The sequence below is a fragment of the Kitasatospora sp. NPDC002227 genome (assembly GCF_040296285.1).
In the GTDB taxonomy this organism is placed as follows: Bacteria; Actinomycetota; Actinomycetes; order Streptomycetales; family Streptomycetaceae; genus Kitasatospora.
On the sequence record NZ_JBEOWY010000005.1, the window covers coordinates 158599 to 181635 of the forward strand.

Genomic DNA, 23037 nt, shown 5'->3' on the forward strand with positions numbered 1-23037 from the left:
GAGAGACGCCCGCTCGGCCCGCGTGGTTCCACGCCCGTAGACTTGTCGAGCTACTGTCAAAACACCGCTTCCAAGCGGTATGAAAGATTTCGCAACTCCGTCACCCCGCCCTCCCGCGGCCTTACCCTGGCAGCGGACGGCGCGGTCCGCGCGGACGACTCGACGGGGAGACGGTTTGCAGCAGAGCCCCCGGGCGGCCCAGGAGGGCCCCGCCACCGCGGCCGCCGTCTACGAGAGCGCCCTGAACGGGGAGGAGACCGAGCCGGGTGCCGTGCGCTCGGTGATCGGTGACTCCTGGGACCGGCTTCGCCGGCTGGGCCTCGACCCGGAGCGGGGGCGCAACGCGCACCGGCTGAGCACCGCCGAGGTCGAGCACCGCCGCCAGGCGACCCAGCTGGCCGAGATCCTCCCGGTGCTCCGGTCCACCCTGCTCACACCCACCACCGGTACGCCGCTGATCCTCGCCGTCGCCGACTCCGAGGGCCACGTGCTCTGGCACGAAGGCGAACGCACCCTGCGCCGCACCGCCGAGAACATCGGCTTCGACAGCGGCGCCCGCTGGGTCGAGGACGAGGTCGGCACCAACGGCATCGGCACGGCGCTGCGCACTGGCCGGCCCATGCAGGTGCACTCCACCGAGCACTACCTGCGCAGCCACCACGGCTGGACCTGCGTGGCCGCCCCCGTGCACGACCCCCGCACCGGCCGCCTCGCGGGTGTGGTGGACCTCAGCGGCCCGGCCCGGACGATGGCCCCCTACCTGCTCCAACTCGCCGTCACCGCCGCCCGGCTGGCCGAGGCCGAGCTGCGGGCGAGACAGCTGGAGGGGCTGCACCAGCTGCGCACGGTGGCCGCCCCGCTGCTCGCCCGGCTCGGCGAGCCCGCCCTGGTGGTGGACCAGGCCGGGTGGACGGCCGCGACGGTCGGTCTGCCGCCGGTACCGAGACTGCGGCTGCCCGCCCAGGGCTGGGGGGCCGCGCCGGTGCACTGGCTGCCCTCGCTCGGCGAGTGCTCGGTCGAGCCGATCGCGGACGGCTGGCTGATCCGGCCGCTGACCGCCACCACCGGCGAGGTGGTCGAACAGACCGCGGGCGCCCGGGTCAGACTCGACCTGAGCACCCCGGACCGGCCCGAACTGCTGGTCTCCGGCTCGGTCGGCAGCTGGTCGCACACCCTCAGCCCGCGCCACGCCGAACTGCTCCTGCTGCTCTGCCTGCACCGCGAGGGCCGCACCGCCGCCCAGCTCGCCGACGCCCTGTTCGGCGACCCGGCCCGCACCGTGACGGTCCGCGCCGAGGTCTCCCGGCTGCGCCGTTACCTCGGCGGCCTGCTCGACCACCGGCCCTACCGGCTCACCCGCTCCGCCGAGGTCACCGTGACCGGCCCGGCCGACCCGTACGACCTGCTGCCCGGCTCCACCGGCCCCTGGGTCCGCGAACTGCGGGCCGGCCTGCTGGCCGGCACCACCCGGCTGCCCGCTCCGGCCCCCGCCGCCGCCCTCACCGGGCGCCCGCGCGGCCTGCCGCTGAGCAGCGCCCAGTTGATGGCGCCGTCATCCTGCCACCAGTGACGCGTCAGCCCTGGAGCAGCGAGGCCAGCTGAGCGTCCGTCGGGAGGGCGGCTTCCTCCTGGGCCTGCGAGACGCTGCGGTACGTCCGGTCCAGCCAGGCCTTCACCCTGGGCTTGGACGCTTCGAGCAGCGCGCTGCCGTACGGGGACTCCAGCGCCAGGTGCAGGGTCGAGCCGTGGCAGGGGCAGTACGCGGGCCAGAGCTTCACGTCGCCCTGGCCGCTGAGGCCCCGCAGGCCGTCCCGGAGCAGTTCGCGGGAGAACACCCAGTCCGCCTCGTCCGCGCGCCCGAGATGGAAGGTGAGCAGCACCTCGTACGGGCGCTCGGGGTCGTACCGGAACCGCGTACGCACCTCCCCGACCAGATCCTGGTCCAACGCGATCCGCAGCGTCATGACCTCCTCCACCAGCGCCGGAACGGCAGCAGGGCGACCCGCCTCGTCGCCCGTGGGGGTGGCGGCGAATGGCGGGGGCGAGGCAGCTGACAGCGGGTCGCGCGGCATGACAGTCTCTCCGAGGCGGCTGGGGTCAGGGGCAAGAGTGCTGGACGCCGGGCGATCCGGCAAAGGTTGCAGGAGGTTGCAACCCCCGATCGGCCGGTGGCGGCCGGAAGTCGACTGTCACACCGTCAACTCACCGACCGGGCAGTGGACTCGGGTGTTCAAGTGCACCACACCGCACTGGCGGAAGAGTGCCATGGCACTGGTAGTCTCGTGTCACCGTAGGAGAATCGGCCTGTCGTATCGGCGGCGGGCGGCTCGAGGGCGCCCGCAGTCGGCGGGCCGGCCCGCGGTGTCGACGAGAGGAGGCCGGGGTGACGGTCCGCAGGGTGGGTGAGCGGCAGCAGTCCGGCCGCCGGCACGGCCGTCCGGGCCCGGTGGGCGGGCGGTTCGCACTGCCGAGCCTGCGCTTCTCCGGGGCGGCGATGGCGATGTCCACCGTGCTCGGGATCAGCGCGGCCACCACCTGGCTGGTCAGCACCCAGCAGCAGATCGGCCGCCAGGACACCTCCGCCGTCGGCGGCAACCCGCCGGAGAACAGCACCGACCCCGCCGGCTCGCCGTCCCAGCAGGCCATGCCCGGACCCCGGGCGCTGGGCGCGCAGGCCGAGCAGTCGCACCACCCCGAGGAGTCGCACCGGCCCTCGCCCTCGCACAGCTCCCAGGCGCACCCGAGCACCGCACCGGCCGCCGGCCGCACCGCCGCTGCCGGTGCCCCGGTCTCCGCCCCGGCCGTGCCGATCGCCTCCCCGTCGCCGACCGGTACCGGCTCGCCGTCGCCCTCGCCCTCGCCGAGCGCCCCGGGGCACCTCGCGCCGACGGTGCCGGCCAAGCCGACCGCTCCGCCGGTGTCCACCGGGCCGACCGCCCCGATCAAGCCGACGGCGCCGACCCCGCCCCCGGCCAAGCCCGCGCCCGCCCTCAGCGGCCAGGCCGCCCGGGACGAGCTCGGCGCCTCGGGCACCGTGCACACCCTCACCCTGCACGCGGCCGAGCCGCTGACGGCCGTCCAGGTCGAGCTGCGGCTCGCCCGGCCCGAGGCGCTGCCGGGCACCACCCCGTGGTGCTCGGTGCCGGACGCGGTGGTCACCCTGACCCAGGACCGGTCGACGATCGTCTACCGCTTCACCCTGCCGGCCCTGCAGCCGGGCGACCAGGTCTTCGGCGTCCGCAGCACCGGCCAGGCCACCACCGTCCCGGAGTCCTGGGCCGCCTCGGGCTTCGCCCCCGACAGCTCCCGCGCCCTGGCCGTCCGCGGCACCTTCTGAGCGGAGAAGTCCCGGGCGGCCGGCCCGCCGCCCGGGACTCACCTCACCGCCAGGCCGTGCCGTGGGCGTTGTCGACGCCGACGCCGTCCCAGCGCCGGCCGGCCCGGCTCCCGCCGAGCACCGTCAGTCCGTGACCCGCACCGCCCGCCGCAGGTCGTCCAGCTGATCGGCGAGCAGCCGCCGGGTGGCCGGAGTCAGACCCTCGCCCGCCAGGCACTCCTCGGCGAGCCGGACGGTCTCCGCCGACACCGCACCCGCCGGGAACAGGCGGCCGAGCAGGGTGCGGACCACCACGTCCCCGCGTGCCCCGGCGGCCGGGAGTTCCGCGAAGTACCGTGCCACATAGGCATCCTGGCCCTCGGAGCCCTCCGACAGCCAGAACCCGGCGGCGGCGCCGAGCAGGGTCTGGTTGGACAGCACCCCGGGGGTGAAGATCCGCTGCCAGGCGGCCTCCTTCGCCGCCGCACCGGGCAGGGCGGCCCGGGCGGCTTCGGCGCCCTGTTGCGCGACGTCGCTCGGCTCGCAGCTCAGCTCGGCCGCGATCCGCTCCTCGTCCACCTCGCCGAGCGCGGCCAGCCGGGCCAGCACGGCCCAGCGCAGCTCGACGCCGAGCTCCTGCCGGTCCACGCCGAGCTCCTCGCGGTCGGCGTCGAGCAGGGCCCAGAGCAGCCCGGCCTCGCCGGTCGAGTTCTCCACCAGGCCGCGCAGCGCGACCAGCCGCAGGCTCGCACCGGCTCCCGGCCGCTCGAGCAGCTTCCGGCTGACGGCGCGCAGCACCGCGTGCCCGCCGGCCCGCTCCGCCGGGGCGAGGTAGGTCTGCACGACCACCTGCCGCGCGAACAGCAGCACCGTCTCGACCACGGCGTCCACCGACTCTCCGGGCAGGTGCTGCTCGACCACCGTGAGGTACTCGGCCGGGCCGATCCCGCCGTCCCGGACCAAGTCCCGTGCGTGCTCCCAGAGCACGGCCCTGGTCAGCGGGTCGTGCAGGGTGCCGAGGCCGGTGCGGACGGAGTGCCAGGAGGCCTGGTCGAGACGGAGCTTGGCCCAGGTGGAGTCCTGGTGGTTGGGCAGCACCAGCGCGGGCACCGGGCCGCCGAGCAGCTTGGGCAGCGGTGCCCGGCCGCCGGGGGCGACCTCCACCTCGTACGACTCGCGCGGCACCAGCCGCCCCTGCACCAGGTCGTACACCCCGACTCCGGCCAGGTGCGGCCGGGTGCCCTCGGCGACCAGCTCGGCGCCGGTCACCAGCCCGGCCTCGACCGTGGTCTCCACCCGCAGGGTGTCCAGTCCGGTGGTGGCCAGCCAGCGCTCGGCCCAGCCCCGGACGTCCTTGCCGCTGGAGTCGGCCAGCGCGGCCAGGAAGTCACCGAGGTCGGCGTTGCCGTAGCGGTGGCGGGCCAGGTACTCGTTGATCCCGGCGAAGAAGGCCTCGTCGCCCAGCCAGGCCACCAGCTGGCGCACGGCCGAGGCGCCCTTGGCGTAGGCGATGCCGTCGAAGTTGACCATCGCCTCGGCGATGTCGTTCACCCCGGTGGCGGCGATCGGGTGGGTGGTGGAGCGCTGGTCGGCGTCGTGGCCCCAGGACTTGCGGCGGATACCGAAGGTGGTCCAGGCCTCGGTGAAGCGGGTCTCCTCGGTGATCACCCGGTAGCCCAGGTACTCGGCGAAGGACTCGTTCAGCCAGAGGTCGTCCCACCACTTCATGGTGACCAGGTCGCCGAACCACATGTGCGCCATCTCGTGCGCCACGCCCATCGCCCTGGTCTCCCGGTCGCCCTCGGTGGGCGGGGCGTGGAAGACGAAACGGTCCGCGATGGTGACACAGCCCGGGTTCTCCATCGCGCCCCAGTTGAACTCGGGCACGAAGGCCTGGTCGTACTTGCCGAACGGGTAGCGCTCGGTGAACACCCGGTGCATCCGGTCGAAGCTCGCCGCCGTCAGCTCGAACATCTCCGGCGCCTCGCGCTCCAGCGCGGCGCCGATCGAGCGGCGGGAGTGCACGCCGAGCCGGATGCCGTCGTGCTCGGCGTACACCGAGTGCAGCGGGCCGGCCACCAGGGTGACCAGGTAGGTGCTGATCGGCAGGGTCGGCTCGAACTCCCACCGGCCGGGCGCCTGTTGCCCGCCGGCGGCGTTGGCGATCACCGTCCAGTCGTCCGGCGCGGCGACGGTCAGGGCGAAGCGGGCCTTGAGGTCGGGCTGGTCGAAGCAGGGGAAGAACCGCGGCGCGGCGTCGGGGCTGCTGTTGGCGTAGGCGTACACCGCGCCGTCGGCCGGGTCGACGAACCGGTGCAGGCCCTCGCCGGTGCGGGAGTAGCGCTGGTCGGTCTCCACCAGGAGCTCGTTGTGCTCCGCGAGGCCGGGCAGCGGGAGGCGGTGGTCGGCCGGCGTGGCCAGGTCGAGCGGGCGGCCGTTCAGCACGGCGCGGCGCAGGACGGCGGCACGCAGGTCCAGGAACGTGCCCTCGCCCGGCTCGGCGCAGTCGAACCGGATCACGGTGGTGCAGCCGAACAGGTCCTCGCCCCTGGTCAGGTCGAGGTCGAGCTGGTACTCGTGGACGGTGAGCAGGCGGGCACGGGTGAGCGCCTCGGCGCGTTGGAGTGCTGGCATATTTGTGCATGCTTCCCCACCCCGGGCCTGGCCACAAGAGCCTTTCTGACGCCCCGTCGAGACGGGCGGCAGGCCTCACCCCGGTCCGACCGTCCGGTTGGTTAGGGTGGGCGACGGTACCCGGGGGCCCCATCCCCCCGGCAGCACACCTCAGGAGGAGAGCACTGTGTCCACGGTCCTGTCCCAGGGCGGCAACGCCCCGCTCACGGCCGCACGGGTGACGGTCGAGGTGTCGGCGCCCAAGGCGCTGGACGTCTCCGGCCTGCTGCTCACGGCCGCCGGCAAGGTGCGCTCCGACGCCGACTTCGTCTTCTTCAACGCCCCGAACGGGCCCGGCGTCACCCACCGCCCGGCCGCCGGCGGCGCGCCCGACGCGATCACGGTGGACACCACCGCGCTGCCCCCGGGCATCGAGCGGGTCGTGGTGACGGCCAGCCTCGACGACTCGAGCGCCGCCTTCGCCGGGACGGAGCCGACCGCCACCGTGCGCGACGCCGACTCCGGCGACGTCCTGGTCACCTTCACCCCGCCCCGGCTGGGCCGGGAGACGGCGCTGATCGTGGTCGAGGTCTACCAGCGCGGGGGCTCCTGGAAGGTCCGCGCGGTGGGCCAGGGCTACGCGGACGGCCTGGCGGGCATCGCCACCGACTTCGGCGTCTCCGTCGAGCAGCCCACCCCGGCGGCCGCCACCGCGGCTCCCGCCGCCGCGCCCGCGCCGCCGATGCCCACCGCTCCCCCGCCGCCGCCCCGCCCGATGTCCTCCCCCGACGTGCCGCCGCCGGGCACCACCAAGGTGACCCTCGACAAGGGCAAGGTCAACCTGGTCAAGGGCGGCTCCGTCTCGCTGGAGAAGAACGGCAAGCCCTTCCTCGCCTCGGTCCGGATGGGCCTGGGCTGGGAGCCCGCCAAGCACGGCCGCAACATCGACCTGGACGCCTCCTGCATCGCCTTCGACGCTCAGCGCAACAAGGTCGAGACCGCCTGGTTCATGAAGCTGTCCATCTTCGACGGCGCGATCGCCCACTCCGGCGACAACCTCACCGGCAAGGGCGACGGCGACGACGAGTCCATCACCGTCCACCTGGAGGGCGTGCCGCCCCAGGTCTGCGGCCTGGTCTTCGTGGTCAACTCCTTCTCCGGCCAGAAGTTCACCGACATCAAGAACGCCTACTGCCGCCTCCTCGACGCCTCCACCGGCGCCGAACTGGTCCGCTTCGACCTCGCCCAGGCCGCCCCGCACACCGGCGTGGTGATGTGCAAGCTGGTCCGCCAGTACTCCGGCGAGTGGGTGATGACCGCGATCGGCGAGTACGTCGACGCCAAGACCGCCCGCGCCATGGTCAAGCCGGCGGCGGCCCTGCTCTGACGCCCGCCTGGCGGTCTCCCCGGCCGTCACGGCCCGCGCGCCTCTCACGGCCGGACAGGCCCTAGGGTCAATGCCGGTGACTTTAAGTCGTGCCGCGCGGGGTGAGGGTTGGTGTTGCTGGTTGTGGTGGTGGCCAGTTGTGGTGTTGGGCCCGCTTGAGGGGCCAGTTGGACATCTTGCGTTTGATGACGCGGGGGCAGGTCCGTTGACGGCGTGGGGGCAGTAGGCGTTCGGTGATCTCAGCCAGGGTGCGGGTCAGTGCCCTGGCGAGCCTGCCGGGGGGAAAGCGCCGCCTGGGCGGGGACCTGACGGCGAACGACCCGCAGGCTGCGGGTGAAGGTCAGGCGGTCGGGGTCCAGACCCTCCCGGAGGGCTGCCTGGTGCATCAACTGCCGAATCGCGTGGTGGACGAGCAGGAGGCCGTAGACCTCCTGCTCGACGCCCTACGGGTACTTCGAGCGCAGGACGAGCTTGGGGCCGCGCTGGTGGGTCTTGATCTCGTCCAGCGTGGTCTCGATCTCCCAGCGCTGGGCGTAGAGCGAGGCCAGTTCGGCTGCGGGTGCCTCCTCGGGGTCGAGGAGGGTGGTGACCAGCCGGTAGACGATGGCGTCGCCGGTGCGGGCCAGGGTGTACTCGACGACCCGTACTGTCACCGGGTTGCGGCGGCTGCGGCGGTCGGGCTCGGCGTGGACCGTGCTGAGGTAGGAGCCGTCGCCGAGCACACGCATGACGGGCAGGTTCGCGCTCTTGCGTACCCGCCACAGCAGGTCCGCTCCGGTGGCCTTCGCCTGTTGCCACAGCTCGAAGCCGTAGAAGCCCCGGTCCGCCAGCAGCAGCATCCCTGCTTCCAGGCGGGCGAACAGCCGCCGGGAGAGCGTCTGCTCGCTGAGCGACAGCGGTCCCACCTCGGCGCCGAACACCGCATGCGTGCCGCACTCGGCCAGCCCCACCACCCTGGCCTGCGGGAACGCGCCCGGCCCGCGGCCTGTGCCCGGGCGGCCGAAGAACGCGTCGTTGGCCTCGGTGTCCGCCAGGTCCAGCGTGGTGCCGTCCACCGCCACCACACGCCGGCCCCGGTACCAGGCCCCCATCGTCCCGGGCACCGCCACCGGACGGCAGACCCGCGCGAACAGCGCCTTCAGCGGCTCGGGGCCCAGTCGTCGGCGGGCCCGGCCGATCGCGGCGGTCGTGGGCACCCGCCACGACCGTCGCCCGTCCCCGAGTCCCTCGCCCAGCAGCCGGGCGACCTCCTCGTAGCCCTGCCCGAAGAACAGGCACATCGCCAGGACGAAGTACACGACCACCCGCGCCGGCAACAGCCGGCTGCGTTTCTCGCCCCGCCCGGTTTCCGCGATCACCTCATCAACAAGACCCGGCGGAAACGCCTGAGTCAGCACCCCGATCGCGATCCGGTCCGACAACCGCTGACCTGCAGGCGACTTGACCTGCCCCACCCTCGCCACACCACACCCAACGAGGCACAGACCACAAAGTCACCGGCATTGGCCCTAGGCTCCGAGGGCCGCCTCCGCCGCCGGCGTGACCAGGCCGGGCGCCAGGTGCTCGTGCAGGGCGGCGAGGAAGGCCCGGCGGCTGGCTCCCGAGGTGTTCCGCAGGGGCAGCGCGGTGGACCCGCCGCCGCGCAGTTCCACCACGAGGTGGGGGGTGCCGTGGCGGTCGTCGGCACTCACCCGGGCAACCTCCCGCAGCGGCTCGGTCACCCGGCGGCCACGGCGCCAGCGGCGCAGCCCGTCGGCGCCGACACTGAGCAACGGCACCAGGCAGGCCGCCGCCACGGCGACGCCGAGCGCCGCGCCGACCCACCAGCCGGCGCGGCTCACCGGATCGTCGGCAGACAGCGCCTTGAGGACGGTCGGCACCGTCCAGATCAGTCCGGCGGGCAGCAGGACTCGGTGGTTGGGGCGGAGTGAAGTCATGTGCCTTCCCGGTGGAGGAGACGGACGTCCGGACCGCCACCGCCCACCCGGTCGAGGGCGTGCGGTGACGGTCCGGCACGGCTGGGACATGGTGCTCAGATACTACTTCCCGCAGATCTTCGTCCAGGCGGAGATCGTCGAGTCCAACTTCACCGCCCCGACCGCACGGACGGCCGTGACCGCCCCCTTGACCGCTGCTCCGGCACCGACCACGGCCGACGCCGTGTAGGCTACGTTGGCCCCGCAGTCCAGGTAGCTTGCGTGCGGGTCGGCACACGCGTCCACCGCGAGCGCTCCGGTCGCCAGGGCCGACACTCCGAACGAGACCGCGGCGAGCGGCAGCAGGAACGGGGCCGTGACGGGGAAGACCGCCGAGACGATGGTCAGTCCCACACCGATCGCCCCCGCGAAGGCCGCCACCTGGTTGATGGCGTCCTTGTGCTCGTGGATGAAGTTCTGCGCCGAGTGCCACAGCCCGCTGCCGGGCCACAGACCGGTCGGGTCCGTCGTGTTGTACGGGTTCCCGGACGCGTAGCCGTAGGCGCTGAGCGTCTGGGTGAGCATCGGGTCCACGGTCAGGAACTGCCCCGTGGCCGGGTCCAGATAGCGGGCCCGGAGGTAGATCAACCCGGTGCCGGCATCGGCGTACTGGCCGTTGAACCGCAGGGCGGTGGTGACCGTCCCGTTGTGCGCCGCCACGGCGCCGTACGGGGTGTAGAAGTAGTCCCCGACGACGGCGCCGCCGGTGTCCGTCAGCGCCCTCGTCGAGCCCAGCTGGTCGTGGAAGAACCACTGCGACCCGTTGGCCGAGATCTGCTCCAGCGGCAGGTCGCCCGGACCGTACAGGTAGCTGGTGGTGCCGTCGGAGAGCAGGTTCGGTGTGGCCGAACCGTCCCAGGTGAACCTGGTGGTGACGCCGCCGGCCGTCACCGAGGTGCGCAGACCCGTTCCGTCATACGCGTAGGTGCTCCGGCTGGTCCCGTTGTCCCAGGAGGTGAGGCGGCCGCCCTGGTCGTACCCGTAGGTGGTGACGGCGGTGCCGTTGCTGCTCCTGGTGCGCGCGCCCTGGGTGTCGTAGCTGTAGCTCACGGCCCCGGACGGCGCGCTCGCGCAGTTCGCGGCCGCCGCCCCGGCGGCGCTCCAGCAGAGCTGGCCGGTGGCGTCGAACGCCTGCGTGGTGCCACCCAGCTGGGTCGGGTGATCGGCACTGTCGTACCCGTAACCACCCGTTCCGGTAGCCGACTTCAGCTGGTCGAGCGCGGTGTACTGGAAGGTCTGCGCGCTGCCCGACAGCCCGGTCGGGGTCTCCCCGGCCAACTGGCCGGCGTTGTCCCGGCTGTAGCCGAGCGCGGCCAGCGTGGCAGAGCTGTTGGCGAGCGTGTCGGATACCGCGTGGGCACCGTCGTCGTACGCGGTGGTGGCGGTGGTGCCGTTCGGGTAGGTGGTGGTGGTCCACTTCCCGTTGGCGTCGTACCCCAGCACGGTGGTCCGGCTGTTCCAGTCCATCACGCTGGCGAGGTGGTCGTTCTTGTCGAACGTCCGGGTGACGGTCTGCCCGGCGGCGCCGGGGTAGCCGATCGTCAGGATGTTGCCGTTGGGGTCGTAGGTGTAGGTGGTGGTCGCGCCGGCGCCGTTGGTCTGCGAGAGCAGTTCGCCGAAGGCGTCGTACGTCCGCTTGCTGGTGCCGGTGCCGTCCGCCATCGAGACCCCGCGGCTGGCCGCGTCGTACCCCTGCGTCACCGCCGGAGTGCTGCCGTCCGAGAAGGTGACCGAGGTCTGGTGACCGGCGGCGTCGTACCCGAACGTGGTGGTCCGGCCCGACGGGTCGGTCAGGGTCTTCCGGTTGCCCGCGGCGTCGTACCCGGAGGTGCTGGTGCGGCCGGCGGCGTCGGTGCGGGTGGTCTCCCGCCCCTGGCCGTCGTAGCCGTACACCAGGGTGGCGCCGGACGCGTCCACCGACTTCGCCCTGCTGCCGTCGCCGTTCAGGACGGTGGTCTGCACGGTGCCGTCGGCCCTGGTCACCGTGGTCCGGCGGTCCGCCGGGTCGTAACCGTAGCTGGTGGTATGGCCGTTGGCGTCGGTGTCGGAGAGCCGGTCGCCGTCCGCGTCGAAGGCAGCCGCGACCGTGTGGCCCATCGGGTCGGTGGTCAGCGTGCGGTCGCCGTAGGCGTCGTACTGGTAGGTGGTGCAGCCCTTGGCCGGCGGGGCGCAGCCGGGCGCGACACCGGCGGCGGTGCCGAGCGGGCTGACGGTGGAGGTGAGCAGGCCGCGACCGGTGTCGTAGCCGTTCTTGGTCACGTTGCCGAGCGGGTCGGTGATGCTGACCAGGTCACCCGCCGCGTCGTAGCTCATCGTGGTGGTGTTGCCCCGGGCGTCCACCGTCCGGCTGGCGTCGGCCGGGTGGGCCGGGTCGTCGTAGTAGGTGGCGACGGTGCGCGCGGGGGTGGTCCCGTCCGTCGGGGTGCGGGCGGCGCCGGTGGGCTGGCCCGTCACGGGGTCGTAGGTGAAGGTGGTCTGAAGGCCCGCCGGGTCCGTGGCGGAGATCAGGTTGTCATTGGCGTCGTAGGCCTTGACGGTGGTGAAGCCGCGCTGGTCACTGGCCGAGATCTGGTTGCCGTGGTCGTCGTAGGCGAAGGTCTGGACCCCGCCGTTGGGGTCGGTGATCCCGCTGACGCCGAGGCTGGCCGGGTCGTAGGAGTAGCTCCACGTCCCCGCGTCGGCGGTGCCGTAGCCCTTGGTCTCGGAGACCAGCAGGCCGTTCTGGTAGCTGTGCAGGACCTTGTGGCCCGCCGGGTCGGTGACCAGGGTCTGACCTGCCACCAGGTTGTTGGCGGTGTCCGGACCGTAGGTGAACTGGGTGGTGTGGCCCAGCTGGTCGGTCTGGGACAGCACCCGCTCCGCCGTGTCGTAGACCATCGAGGTCACCGGCGCGGGCGTGGCCGTGCTGCCGAACTGGGCCGGGGTGCGCATGGAGTTGAGCAGGTGCGCGCCGGTGTACCCGTACTGGGCGTGGTCGTCGTCCTTGAGCGACGGGGTGCGGGTGGTGCCGATACCGTAGACGTCGGTCAGGTTGCCGTTGGCGTCGTAGCCGTAGGTGACCTGGCGCCCGGCGGAGTCGGACAGCGCGGTGATGTGACCGCCCGACCAGGTCAGCGTGTAGACACGGCCGGCCGGATCGGTGACGGTGTGCAGGTTGCCGCTGCCGTCGTAGCCTATGGTCGTCCAGTACGGCGGGTTCGCCTTGCTGCCCGCCAGGTCCGTCTCAGCGGTCAGGTGACCCGTCGCGCTGTCGAAGGTGAAGATCTCCTTCGACTTGCGGGTGAAGGTGTAGCTGGAGCCCGACTTGGTCAGCGTGGCGTCGTAGCGCGGTGCGCTCGGCGCGTAGCTGCCGCTCGAGTTGACGAACGTGACCTGCGAACCGTCCTCCTGCTTGACCGTCACGTTCCCGGTGGTGGCGTCCGTGACGGCGGACAGATTGTAGGAGTAGGTCCAGCCCCAGCCGAACGGTCCGTTCACGGCCAGCGAGCCGTTGGGGCCGCTCGGGTCGGCCTGTGCGGAGGCGTAGCTGCGGGTGAGGTTGAGCGGCATGCCGCGGCCGGGGGTGCTGAGGTCGGTGAACTCGTCGCCGAAGTACCCCGTGCTGGTGTCGACCGGGTCACCGGCGGTGCGCCGGGCGCAGCCGCACTGGATGAAGGCGGGGTTGCTGCCCTTGGGGGCGTCCTGGATGCCGGGTGGTCCGCCGATCGGCTGGCCGGGGGTGCCGCCCATCGGGACGAAGGCGATGGCGTCGTAGGCGACGTCGTAGTTGGCGTAGTCGACGCCGCCGGTGGCGGGGCTGTCGCTCTTGTTGCTGAGCTGGACGTTGCCGCCGTTCTGCATGGCGAAGGTGCCGATGGTGACCCACTGTTCGGAGCCCCAGTTCTGGTTCACCCGGATCTTCCAGGGTGAGACGCCGCCACCGGGGTTGATCGTGTAGACCACGTTGGTCGCCGAGGCGCCGGTGGCGGGGATGTGCAGCTTGATCTTGTAGTACTGCAGCTTGGGCAGGTTCGGCGTCCAGGTGCCGGTGTTCACCTGCGACGGGTCGGAGCCGTCCACGCTGTGGGTGAACAGGATGTGCCCGCCGAAGCCGACACCCAGCTGGTGGGTGTCGATCGCACCCAGCGTCGCGCCCGCCGCGTTGGTGCCGTACGAGTACGAGAACGTGCCGCCCTGCGACCAGTTCGGTGACGAGCAGCCCACCAGGTTCAGCGGCGGGTAGCTCTGCGACTCGTCCACGATCACCGGTGCGCCGTTGGAGGTGGTGGGCACCTTCGCGCCGTCCACGTTGCAGGTCGGCGGGTGCGGGTTGCTCTGCGAGGGCTCGGTCGATCCCGAGGCCCAGGTGTAGTCGCTGGTGGCGCAGGTGGTGGTGCAGTCCGGGATCCACGTGGTGGGGGTGTGCCACCAGCACTCGCGGTCGGCCAGCGTGCAGTAACTGATGTTCGGGTTGGCCTGGTTGACGTAGTTCGGGTCGCACTTGCTGTCGCTCGTGCAGAACTGCGACACCGGCGGCACCTGCAGCCAGGACTTGCCGCCGTGGTAGGTCGGCTTGGCGAAGGACTGGGTGAACGCGGTGCCGTTGTAGCGCAGGATCGGGCTGCCCATCCAGCCCATGATCCGCTCCTCGTACGGCCAGCTGCCCGGGTGCCGGGCGTCGTCGTACGTGGTCTGCAGGTACGGGGCCCGGTTCGGCGGGTAGTCCGGGTTGACCGGGTTGTTGCCCCACCCGAGGCCCCAGGTGCCGTCCGGGCCGGCGCAGGTCGGGGACGGCGTGCAGTTGGTGGTGTTGCCGTGGCCCGCGTCCGGCTGGATCCCCGAGTTGTAGGCCCAGGTCGCCAGGTACCAGTTCTCCAGGTAGCGCGGGTTGCCGCCGTTCACCAGGATGCCCATGTCGTAGAGCTTGTTCCAGGTGGACTCGAGGTTCTGCAGGCCGGCCGCGATGTTCTCCTGGTAGTCGACCGCGATCTTCGTCTGGCCGTTCACCGAGAAGATGTGGTCGCCCACCGACATGCCCGCCGTGACCTGGCCGAGGCCGTAACCGCAGTCCGCCTTCGAGTAGTCCAGCTGCGTGACCGTGCCGCCGGCGCCGTAGTAGTCACCGATCAGCGAGCCGCCCGGGATGCCCGGGACGGCGTGCCAGGAGGCCTGGCTGAAGTTCGACTCCTGCGACACGATCGCCTGGTAGACCGAACGCGGCACCGAGTCCCAGGTGTCACCCGCCGGGTGCTTCAGCGTGATCCGTGCGAAGTCGCCGTTGGGTGCGTACGCCGCGAGGCCCAGGTTGGCGTAGTTCGCCGGGCGGGTGTACTGCGCACCCGTCAGCAGGCCCTGCTCGGCCATCTGGACGGCCCACTCCACCTGCTTCGCGGAGGGCTGCATCACCTGCCGGTTCTCCGCCAGCCGCGGCACCGCGCACTTGGGCGTCGTGGTGTTCGCGGTCGCCGGCGCGGCCACCGCGGGGGCCTGGAGCAGGCTCTCGGACACCGCCCGGCCCTGCTTCCCCGCGGCGCCCGGGGCGGCGCCCGCGGTGGTGCCGGGCAGCACCGTCGAAGCACCCGCGCTGTTGCCGGCCTTCGGCCGCTCCAGCAGCGCGTCCCCCTGGGCCGCGACCACCAGCGGCGCCGAGGCCTCGGTCCGCGCGTCGTAGCCGAGCACCGCGCCGCCGTCCAGCGACACCGCGCTCGCACCCAGCGGCAGCTTCTTGCTGCCCGCCGGCACCAGGCCCGACTTCGCGTCCAGCCTGTCCGTGCCGACCACCACGGCCTTGCCCGCCCGGCCGGGCAGCAGCTGCACGCCGGTGCGCGGGCCGGAGCCGACCTCGGTCAGCTTTCCGCCGTGCTCCTTGAACACCTTGGCCCGGTCGTCACCCTGACGGACCGTCACCAGGCCGATCGATCCGTCCGCCAACGGCCGCAGGTCGAACGCCGCGCCCTCGACCTGCGCGATCTTCTTCGGCGCCCCGAAGTCCGGAATCCTCACCAGGTTCGCGCCGACCACGCCCACCGGGCCGTCGGCCGTCGGCACCACCGACGTCACCTGCGCATCCACCGTGGCGGTCCGCCGGACCGTCCCGGCGGCCAGGTCGACCGTGAGGATCTCGGTGCTCTGCTGCTCGACCCCCGGATTGGAGGTGAAGACCGCGACGTCACCGGCCCCGCACCCCGGCGAGTGGTACTTCAACGCCACACCGGCCGCCACCGGCTTCACCGCACCGGTCCCGAGGTCCACCGAGTACGCGAACGCACCGTGGTCCCGCGCCTCGGCCTGGTTCACCGCACCCGACGGCAGCACCGTCACCGCCGCGAACTTCCCGTCGCCCGAGGTGCATTGATATCCCGTCCAGGAATCGTCCGAGATACCCGCCGGCCGCAGCAGCGCGACCTCGTGCCAGTTGTAACCCGAGCCACCCCTGGCCACCGCCAGGTGATAGCCGCTGGAATCGCCCCAGCCGTTCAACAACACGTCCTCGGCCGGACCGAGCGGCTTCGTCGACGGCGCCGCCCCCGCCTTGGGGGGCGAGGGCTTGGCGGAGGCGAGCGCGGGTGTGTTGGTACCCAGTGCGAGGGCGAAGGAGAGCGCCAGCACTCCTGGGACCCCCAAGGTGTGCCAGCGGCACAACCTTCTGTTGAATTCTGCTAGTTGCATGGAGATGCAGCTGACCTTTCAGGAACTGTGGATCGGGCTGATGATGATGCGGAAGGCCCGGCCCGCAGCTCCTGCGTCCCGGGCTCAGGGCCGGGCGAGCACCTCGGCCGCCTTCTTGACGACGGCGTCGAGGGTGCGGCGGTCCGCCTCCAGAGCAGCTCGGTGCTGCTCGATGTACTTCTGCTGCAGCTCGACCTCGGCGTGGTGCCAGACCTCCGCCACATGCTGCGAGTTGCGGCAGGTGATGTCGGCGGTGGCCGTGGCGATCTGCAGCCGCGAGACCCCGCCCTTCGGGTCGGGCCCGAAGCGCGGGTCGTCGTTCGCCTCCAGCGGGGCCTTGTAGCTGAAGCCCTGCTTGCTCATACAGACCGACCAACCGGCGAACACCGCAAGGACCTTTGGGTCCTGCATGGACGCCGGGTACGACTGGTGGTTGAGGTCCTGGACGAGCTGCGAGATGCCGTGGGTGGCGCTGCCGAGCACCTGCCGGGCCTGGCCGTAGCAGCCCCCCTGCGGGATCTGCTTCCCGCCCACCACACCCGCCCGCGCCGAGGGGCCGGCCTTGGCCAGCACCTCGGGCGGGATGTCGGTGCCGCCGAGCAGCACCTCCGTGTCGGGCGGGGTCGGCGGCAGCTTCGACTGGGCCTGGAGTGCCGCGTTGTAGCGGCTCTCCTCACCGGCGTCGAGCTGGTAGCCACGCTGCTCGGCAAGGCGCAGGTCGTGGATGCCGTACCGCCGGTCCAGCATGTTCTTCGGACCGTGCGGCGGCAGGTCCGGTTCGGTCTGCCACGCGACGCCGTAGCCGCGCACGCAGGCCGCCACCAGTTTGAGCTCGGCCTGGCTGATCACCCTGTCCTGCTCCGCGGTGGGTTCGAAGGCCAGCAGCGGAAGCGTCCAGGCCGACGGGTCGACACCGGCCGCCGCGGCGGCCGCGACCGTGGGCACGGGCGTGTCCGCGCCCCGCCCGGTCGAACAGCCCGCGAGCGCGAGCACCGAGGCGAGGAGTGCGAACACCGTCCCGCCGGACCTTCCGCTGCTGTACTTCACCGGATTACCTGCTCAGTAGGAATCGAAGTTGATGGAACGGTTGTTGTGGCTGGTGGCGTTCAGGGTCCCGCCGCTGTGCGGGAGACCGCTCAGTTGTAGGACTCGAAGTTGATGGAGCGGTTGTTGTTGCGAGTGGCGGTCAGGTCGTAGCCGCTGTGCGGGAAAACGCGGTCCCAGCCACCGGTGAAGTTCTTGCTGTAGTACACCGTGGCGGCGTAGTGCTCGAACCAGTTGTAGGCCGAAGCAGCGTTGTTCGCGGCCGACTGCCCGGCACCGTCACCGGTCCCGTCGCAGAACTTGACCGGGTAGTAGACGTCCCTGGCGCCGTTGAAAACGGGGACCGCTGTCAGGTCGGAGACGGGATGGCCGATGTTGACCCAGGCGCCGCCGAAACCGGTGTGGTAGTAGAACCGGAACCGGAACCAGTCGGTGCTGCCGGCGCAGCGGTCCGGGCCGAAGACCGTGTCGTCGCCGTTCGAGCCTGCCCAACCGGTCGGGTCACCCTCGGCCGTGGCCGGGCCGGCGAAGGACAGCGCGACGGCCGCCACCGCACCGACAGCGGCCACGCGCAGCGAACCTCGCTTGATCACACTCTTCATATCCACCCCTCTGAGGAAGAATCGCCGGCCGAAGATCCGGTGAAATGTTGTTCGAGTGCCATGATCGGCACGAAATCGAAAGTACTGCCCGGTCAGTGGTAGACGTCCACGATCAGCCGGTTGGGGCTGGTGAGATTGGAAATCTGGTACCGGGAATAGCTGCCCAGGGATATTCCGAAGTCGGTGTACCCCTCGGAGTCGCCGATCAGCTGGACACCCTTGATCGAAGGCAGCGAGACGGGCTGCACGGTCGGCGTCGTGTACGACTTCGTACCGTCGTCGTAGGTGGTGTGCGAGAAACTGCTGTGCAGCATCAGGTACGACGAACCCGGAATCTGGACGAATTTGGCGTCACCGCTTCCGGCGACGTATTCGCCGGTCGCGGAGACGGCCCCCTGGGCGGTCGGCAGCGTCGGGCCGGCCAGGTCGAAGACCAGGCGGTCGAAGTCGGGGTGGGCGCCCGTCCGGGCGTCCAGGTAGCAGGACTGCGTACACGTCGGCGTGGCGGCAGCGGCGGCGGGCGCCAGCGGGAGCACCCCGAGGACGGCCGCCCCGGCCAGGACCGCGGCGGCGAGGACGGGGCGCAAGGAGCGAGGGGAACGACGGACAGGCACGGCGGGTCCTCCGCATGATGAAAGATTCGTGCACCCCTGAGGGGGTACTGAAAACGCTGCTCTCCGCGGAACAGGATTCCTCCTGGTCAACACGGTACGCGAACTGCTGAGCGATCCAGAGGCATTGGGCCGGCGGGTGAGCAGCACCCCCGTCGGCCGCTTGTGCGATTCTCACCACGCCGGCCCGGAGGGTGTCAAGTGCCGCCGGGCTTGACTGCATCAGGCACCGCACAACTTCATCGGGCACGTCCGTTTTGCCTCCTGATGGATCGTTTGGTCCGCATCCATACTGAGAAAGCCCGGTGGAAAAATACCGGTGGCGAAGCCTCCGATTCTTCCGATACTGTCGCCCCGGCTCACCCTGGGGGGAAGTGGGTCGGGCTCGGCAGAAGCCCAGCAGCGGCTGAGCGTTGGCATCGAGGGGTGATGCTCACGCGAGTCCTCTTCAAGATCGACGGCTCAGCCGTCCGCCCGCCGTTCCCGCACCTCCCCCTCGGCCCTGCACGCTTCCGGGCATCTCGCCGGAAGATGACACAGAGTCAGTCGAAGGGATACGAAAGTGCGTTTGAGAACACGCCTCGCGGCCTGCGCGGCGTTCGCCTCACTGCTCACGGCGGTGATACCGATGGCCACGGCCCACGCCGCCCCGACCTGCGTGGCGAACACCTGCGACGGCAAGTCGCCCGACGCGGCGGGGTGCACGGACGACCAGGACCTCCTCCAGGAGTTCGACGGCCAGTACGCCCACATCGCGCTCTACCGCTCGCGGGCCTGCCAGTCGACCTGGGCGGAGGCCTCGATCAAGCAGGGCTCCAACAACTTCTCCATGACACTCTGGACCGTCCTTCCGGAGGGCGGCCGGGAGCTCAAGTACTCCACCACCTACCAGTTCGTCGCCCACTACCCCTACACGGACAAGACGATCATGAAGGACTGGCACCGCTCGGTCCGGGTCTGCGACCAGTTCGGGGTCGACGACCGCGACAAGTTCATGGTCCCCGGCCCGACCGGTGGCGACGACCTGCTCGGCTCGATCTGCGGAGAGTGGTTCTGATGAGCAGCCCCACCCGGCGCAGGCGCGGCCGGGCCCAGCGCCGGGCCTGGACCTCGGTCGCCGTGACGGCGGCCCTGGTCTCGCTCGGCCTTCCGCAGGTCGCCGCCGCGGCGGCCGGCGAGACACCCTCCGCGCGAGCGGCCGGAGCGGACACCGCCGTCCCCAGCCCCGACGCCAACCTCGGCTCCGGCTGGCACAAGTCCAAGGACGTGCTGGTCACCGGCGCGGGGGACGAGACCGGCTTCCACGTCTACACCGCGCACGAGGACAAGGCGTTCTCCTGGCAGACGCTCGCCACCCTGACGGCGCCTGTGGACGCCGGCGCGACGTGGACCGGCAACCTGTGCGTGACCGGCTCCGGGCGGTACGCGGTCGCCGTGTACGCGCCCACGGCGGTGGCCAACCACGCGGAAGGCGCCGACGCGGGCGGCTTCGCCGCGGTGGTCGATCTCTCGACCGGCAGTGCGCGCGAGATCACCTCGGGCGTCTCGCTCGCCTACTTCTCCCCGGGCTGCGGCGCGCAGGACAAGGTCCTGCTGGCGCGGTACACCGGGCCGGAAGGCAAGTCCACCGAGGTGATGGCGGTCGACGCCGCCTCGGCCCTGATCACCGGCACGGTCCGCTCGGACCGGCAGATCACCAACCTCACCCCCGCCCGGGACGGCGACTACGGCATCGCCGACTCGACGGTGGTGCGGATCGGCGCCGACGGGCAGCTGGCCAAGGTGGCCAAGCCCGCGGGCGCCGTGTTCGCCCTGGCGGCCTCCGCCGACAACGGTCTCGACCTGGTCTCCGCCAAGGACAGGCGGGCGGTGGCCGAGCACTGGACGCCGCACGGGCTGGCCAAGGTCGGCGAAGCCGCCCTCGACCGCCTGCAGCTCTTCCAACTCGACGGCGGCCAGAACGCGTTGGTCGGCGACGTGGCAGGGCTGGACAGGTCGGTGGCGGGCGCGCCGCGTGCCCTGTCCGCCCCGAAGCCGGTCACCGCGCTCTCCCGGCAGGGTCACCTGCTCGCCGACACGGTCGAACCGGCCTGGGTGACCAGGCTGGCCGGCCACGGCCCCACCCCGGACGCCGCCGCACGGCAGGTCAGGGCCAGCGTCCGGACGACCCATAACGGCGCGGCCCACACCGGCTCCGTCACCACGGCGGACAAGGTGCCCACGCTGTCCTTCGGCAGCGCCTCGACGACCGCGCCCACCTCCGGCCTGCGGTCGGCGCCCGCCGCCGCCAAGAACTCCGCCGTCGCGCTGACCACCGGTGACTCCAGCAGCTGGGGCGACGTCACGGGCGGCCTGGTCGACCCCACCAGCGGGACCGAGTCGAACTGGTCCGTGCCGAAATGCGCGATCAGCCGCAACGACCCCAACAACCAGGCGCTCCAGCCGACTCCGGCCATGGTGCAGTGGGCCGTCGACCGGGCGGTGACGAACTCGCTCACCGTCTCGCGCCCCGCCAACTACCTGGCCACCGGCCAGCCCGCGTACACGCCTCAGGGCATGTTCCCCGACCTGGGCGTCAACGGCTACGGCCGGGGCGTGGTCCCCGCGCAGGTGATGCTCGGTCTGCTGGCCCAGGAGACCAACCTCGCCCAGGCCACCTGGCACGCGGTGGCCGGTGACTCCGGCAACCCGCTGGTCGCCGACTACTACGGCAACGGCAACCTGCTGCGCTCCACCGCCGACGCCACCGCCGGGCACACCACCCCGGTGGCGATCAACTACCCCAAGGCGGACTGCGGTTACGGCATCGGCCAGGTGACCACCGGCATGACCGCCGCTGACACCACCACCTACACCGCCGCGCAGAAGACCGCGATCGCCACCGACTACGCGGCCAACATCGCGGCCGGCCTCCAGATCCTGGAGGCCAAGTGGAACCAGATCAGCAGCGCCGGCCTGCTGCCCAACGGCGGCGACCCGCACTACATCGAGAACTGGTACACCGCGCTGTGGGCCTACAACACCGGCTACCACCCGCTCGGTGAGGACCCGGCCGGCTACGGGCTCGGCTTCCTGAACAACCCGGCCAACCCGCGGTACCCCGCCAACCGGCAGCCGTTCCTGCGGGCCTCGTACGCCGATGCCGCCAAGCCGGGCAACTGGCCGTACCAGGAGAAGGTGCTCGGCTTCGCCGAGCGCCCGGAGAACGACGTCAACGGGCAGTTCGCCTACCTGCAGCCGACCTACTCCGTGGTGGGCGGGCTGAACCTGTCCACCAACTACGGTCTGTTCTGCGGCTCGGGCAACAACTGCACCCCTGGGCCCGGCTGCCCGGCCATGAACGCGACCTGCTACTGGCACGGCCCGGCCGTGAACTGGATCAGCGCCCCGCTGTCGGTGAACGGCAGCGTCCAGCGGCTCGCCTACACCGGCGCGGACCCCGAGCCGGCCATGGCGGCCCGCTACCCGGCTCCCGACTGTGCCAAGCCGTCGAGCTGGGGCGCCGGCACCGTCGTGGTGTACCCGGTCTCGGACCCCAACAAGAACACCTACGGCTGCTCCGGCAGCGCCGCCGGCGGCAAGTTCACGCTGCGCACCGGTGACAACTTCGACCACTCCGCCTACCTGGCCAACGTGGACCTGCACCAGTTCGGCGCCGGCTTCGGCGGGCGGATGTTCTTCACCCACTCCTACGACTCGGCGACCATCACGCAGGACAACTTCCAGCCGCAGCGCTCCGGGCTGCCGGTCCCGATGAACATCTCGCACAAGGTGGTGGCGACCTGGGAGCCCGACCTGACCGGTCCGGCCTACAAGATCTTCGTCCATCTGCCCAGCCACGGCGCCCAGGCCACCAACGTCCCGTACTACATCTACGACGGCTGCGGCACGATGGGCCAGGGTCTGATCCCGTCGGTGACCAACCTCGACCAGTCCAAGTCCAGCAGCGGGCAGGGCTGGTTCCAGCTCGGCGCGGCGTCCGTGCTGCTGTGCTCGGGGGCCCGGGTACAGGTGACCAACCTGATCCCGAACGGCGGGTTCAGCGGGCCCGACATCGCCTTCGACGCGATCGCGTTCGTCCCGTGAGCCGCCGGACGGCCGTCGGGGCCGCTGCGGCGGCCGTGACGGCGGGGCTGCTGCTCTCGGGCTGCTCGTCGGACGGGCACACCTCGGCCTCACCGTCGGCCGGCTCCTCGTCCGCCCGGTCGGCCGGCTCCTCGCCGGGCACGGCTTCGGGCAGGCCGTCGGGCACCGCCTCGGCCGCCGCTCCCGCGAGCGGCCGCGCGACGGCGACGACACCGCCGGCCTGGCGGACCCCGGCCTTGACCGCGCTCAAGGCCGACACCGTCAGCCAGCGGCTCGCGTCCCGGTGGGGCCTGGAGTTCCACCGGTCGGACCTCGGCGCCGACCGCTCCGGATCCCTCCCGCCGCACACCAGTTGGGAGGCGCTGAAGGAGCTTCCGGACGGGTACTCGTTCTCCGTCCTGCTGCAGTCCGACACGGACGGCAGCCTGCGGAACGCAGTGTGCGTGGCCCGGAAGTCGGTGTCGGAGAAGGTCGCCGAGACCTTGGCGCAGTGCCTCGACACCGTGCTCGACGGCAAGGCCACCGCCCGGCAGAAGTCCTGGATCTCCGAGCAGTTGGCGGCTGCCAGGAGCGGGCAGGCGGCGCCCTCCGGTCCGGCGAGCCTGGTGGAGAACTCCCTCGTCACCCTGCTCAGCGCCCAGACCGAGGAGACCGACCTCCAGATCTACCGTCAGCCCTCCTGAGCCGCCTCCGGCTCGGCGCCGTGGCCCCGGGTCTTCCGGCCCGGGGCCACGGCGTTCCTCCGCACAGTTCA

13 protein-coding genes and 1 pseudogene are annotated in these 23037 nt (G+C 71.8%); 6 read left to right on the plus strand and 8 right to left on the minus strand.

Going from position 1 to position 23037, the window contains the following annotated elements:
* Nucleotides 1-175 precede the first annotated feature (175 nt).
* A complete protein-coding gene (locus tag ABT095_RS06820) occupies nucleotides 176-1570 on the plus strand; it encodes a GAF domain-containing protein (RefSeq protein ID WP_350528217.1) in 1395 nt (464 codons plus the stop codon).
* A gap of 4 nt (nucleotides 1571-1574) precedes the next feature.
* On the opposite strand, the gene ABT095_RS06825 is transcribed toward ABT095_RS06820, so the two are convergent.
* On the minus strand, nucleotides 1575-1964 hold the full coding sequence (locus tag ABT095_RS06825; protein ID WP_350528218.1) for an SsgA family sporulation/cell division regulator: 390 nt from the start codon (nucleotides 1962-1964) through the stop codon (nucleotides 1575-1577).
* 419 nt (nucleotides 1965-2383) lie between these two features.
* Here ABT095_RS06825 and ABT095_RS06830 point away from each other — a divergent pair, with 419 nt between their 5' ends.
* On the plus strand, nucleotides 2384-3337 hold the full coding sequence (locus ABT095_RS06830; RefSeq protein WP_350528219.1) for a hypothetical protein: 954 nt from the start codon (nucleotides 2384-2386) through the stop codon (nucleotides 3335-3337).
* A 123-nt stretch (nucleotides 3338-3460) separates the two neighbouring features.
* Here the strand turns inward: ABT095_RS06830 and pepN are convergent, their stop codons facing one another.
* Nucleotides 3461-5950 carry an aminopeptidase N gene (gene pepN, locus ABT095_RS06835; protein WP_350528220.1) on the minus strand — a complete coding sequence of 830 codons (2490 nt, stop codon included), beginning with the start codon at nucleotides 5948-5950 and terminating at the stop codon, nucleotides 3461-3463.
* Nucleotides 5951-6128: 178 nt separating this feature from the next.
* Here pepN and ABT095_RS06840 point away from each other — a divergent pair, with 178 nt between their 5' ends.
* Complete coding sequence (locus ABT095_RS06840) at nucleotides 6129-7316, plus strand: TerD family protein (protein ID WP_350528281.1); 1188 nt, start codon at nucleotides 6129-6131, stop codon at nucleotides 7314-7316.
* 239 nt (nucleotides 7317-7555) lie between these two features.
* Here ABT095_RS06840 and ABT095_RS06845 read toward each other — a convergent pair.
* From ABT095_RS06845 to ABT095_RS06870, 6 genes and pseudogenes are all read right to left on the minus strand, one after another.
* Nucleotides 7556-8779 (minus strand): annotated as a pseudogene (locus tag ABT095_RS06845) (IS4 family transposase).
* 45 nt (nucleotides 8780-8824) lie between these two features.
* Complete coding sequence (locus ABT095_RS06850; RefSeq protein ID WP_350528221.1) at nucleotides 8825-9253, minus strand: hypothetical protein; 429 nt, start codon at nucleotides 9251-9253, stop codon at nucleotides 8825-8827.
* Nucleotides 9254-9355: 102 nt separating this feature from the next.
* Nucleotides 9356-15895: an RHS repeat-associated core domain-containing protein gene (locus ABT095_RS06855; RefSeq protein WP_350528222.1), complete on the minus strand. Its 6540-nt coding sequence runs from the start codon at nucleotides 15893-15895 to the stop codon at nucleotides 9356-9358.
* Nucleotides 15896-16024: 129 nt separating this feature from the next.
* Nucleotides 16025-16987, minus strand: a complete 963-nt coding sequence (locus tag ABT095_RS06860) for a hypothetical protein (RefSeq protein ID WP_350528223.1) — start codon at nucleotides 16985-16987, stop codon at nucleotides 16025-16027.
* Between the two features lie 89 nt (nucleotides 16988-17076).
* The gene (locus ABT095_RS06865) at nucleotides 17077-17586 is read right to left on the minus strand and encodes a hypothetical protein (protein WP_350528224.1); all 510 of its coding nucleotides are present in this window, start codon (nucleotides 17584-17586) and stop codon (nucleotides 17077-17079) included.
* A gap of 92 nt (nucleotides 17587-17678) precedes the next feature.
* Nucleotides 17679-18173 (minus strand): AMIN-like domain-containing (lipo)protein, encoded by a 495-nt coding sequence (locus tag ABT095_RS06870; RefSeq protein WP_350528225.1) that lies wholly within the window; start codon nucleotides 18171-18173, stop codon nucleotides 17679-17681.
* Nucleotides 18174-18765: 592 nt separating this feature from the next.
* Here ABT095_RS06870 and ABT095_RS06875 point away from each other — a divergent pair.
* The 3 genes from ABT095_RS06875 to ABT095_RS06885 are packed head-to-tail and all read left to right on the plus strand — an operon-like array spanning nucleotide 18766 to nucleotide 22966.
* Nucleotides 18766-19254, plus strand: coding sequence for a hypothetical protein (locus tag ABT095_RS06875; protein WP_350528226.1), 489 nt, complete (start codon nucleotides 18766-18768; stop codon nucleotides 19252-19254).
* The gene (locus ABT095_RS06880) at nucleotides 19254-22283 is read left to right on the plus strand and encodes a hypothetical protein (RefSeq protein WP_350528227.1); all 3030 of its coding nucleotides are present in this window, start codon (nucleotides 19254-19256) and stop codon (nucleotides 22281-22283) included. Before ABT095_RS06875 ends, ABT095_RS06880 begins: the two co-directional genes overlap by 1 nt.
* A complete protein-coding gene (locus ABT095_RS06885; protein ID WP_350528228.1) occupies nucleotides 22280-22966 on the plus strand; it encodes a hypothetical protein in 687 nt (228 codons plus the stop codon). Before ABT095_RS06880 ends, ABT095_RS06885 begins: the two co-directional genes overlap by 4 nt.
* Nucleotides 22967-23037: the final 71 nt, after the last annotated feature.

Excerpts from the sequence above, each read along its gene's own strand:
- ABT095_RS06865 (WP_350528224.1), bottom strand. The coding sequence starts at position 17,586 with ATGAAGAGTGTGATCAAGCGAGGTTCGCTGCGCGTGGCCGCTGTCGGT.
- ABT095_RS06825 (WP_350528218.1), bottom strand. The coding sequence starts at position 1,964 with ATGACGCTGCGGATCGCGTTGGACCAGGATCTGGTCGGGGAGGTGCGT.
- ABT095_RS06880 (WP_350528227.1), top strand. The coding sequence starts at position 19,254 with ATGAGCAGCCCCACCCGGCGCAGGCGCGGCCGGGCCCAGCGCCGGGCC.
- ABT095_RS06850 (WP_350528221.1), bottom strand. The coding sequence starts at position 9,253 with ATGACTTCACTCCGCCCCAACCACCGAGTCCTGCTGCCCGCCGGACTG.
- pepN (WP_350528220.1), bottom strand. The coding sequence starts at position 5,950 with ATGCCAGCACTCCAACGCGCCGAGGCGCTCACCCGTGCCCGCCTGCTC.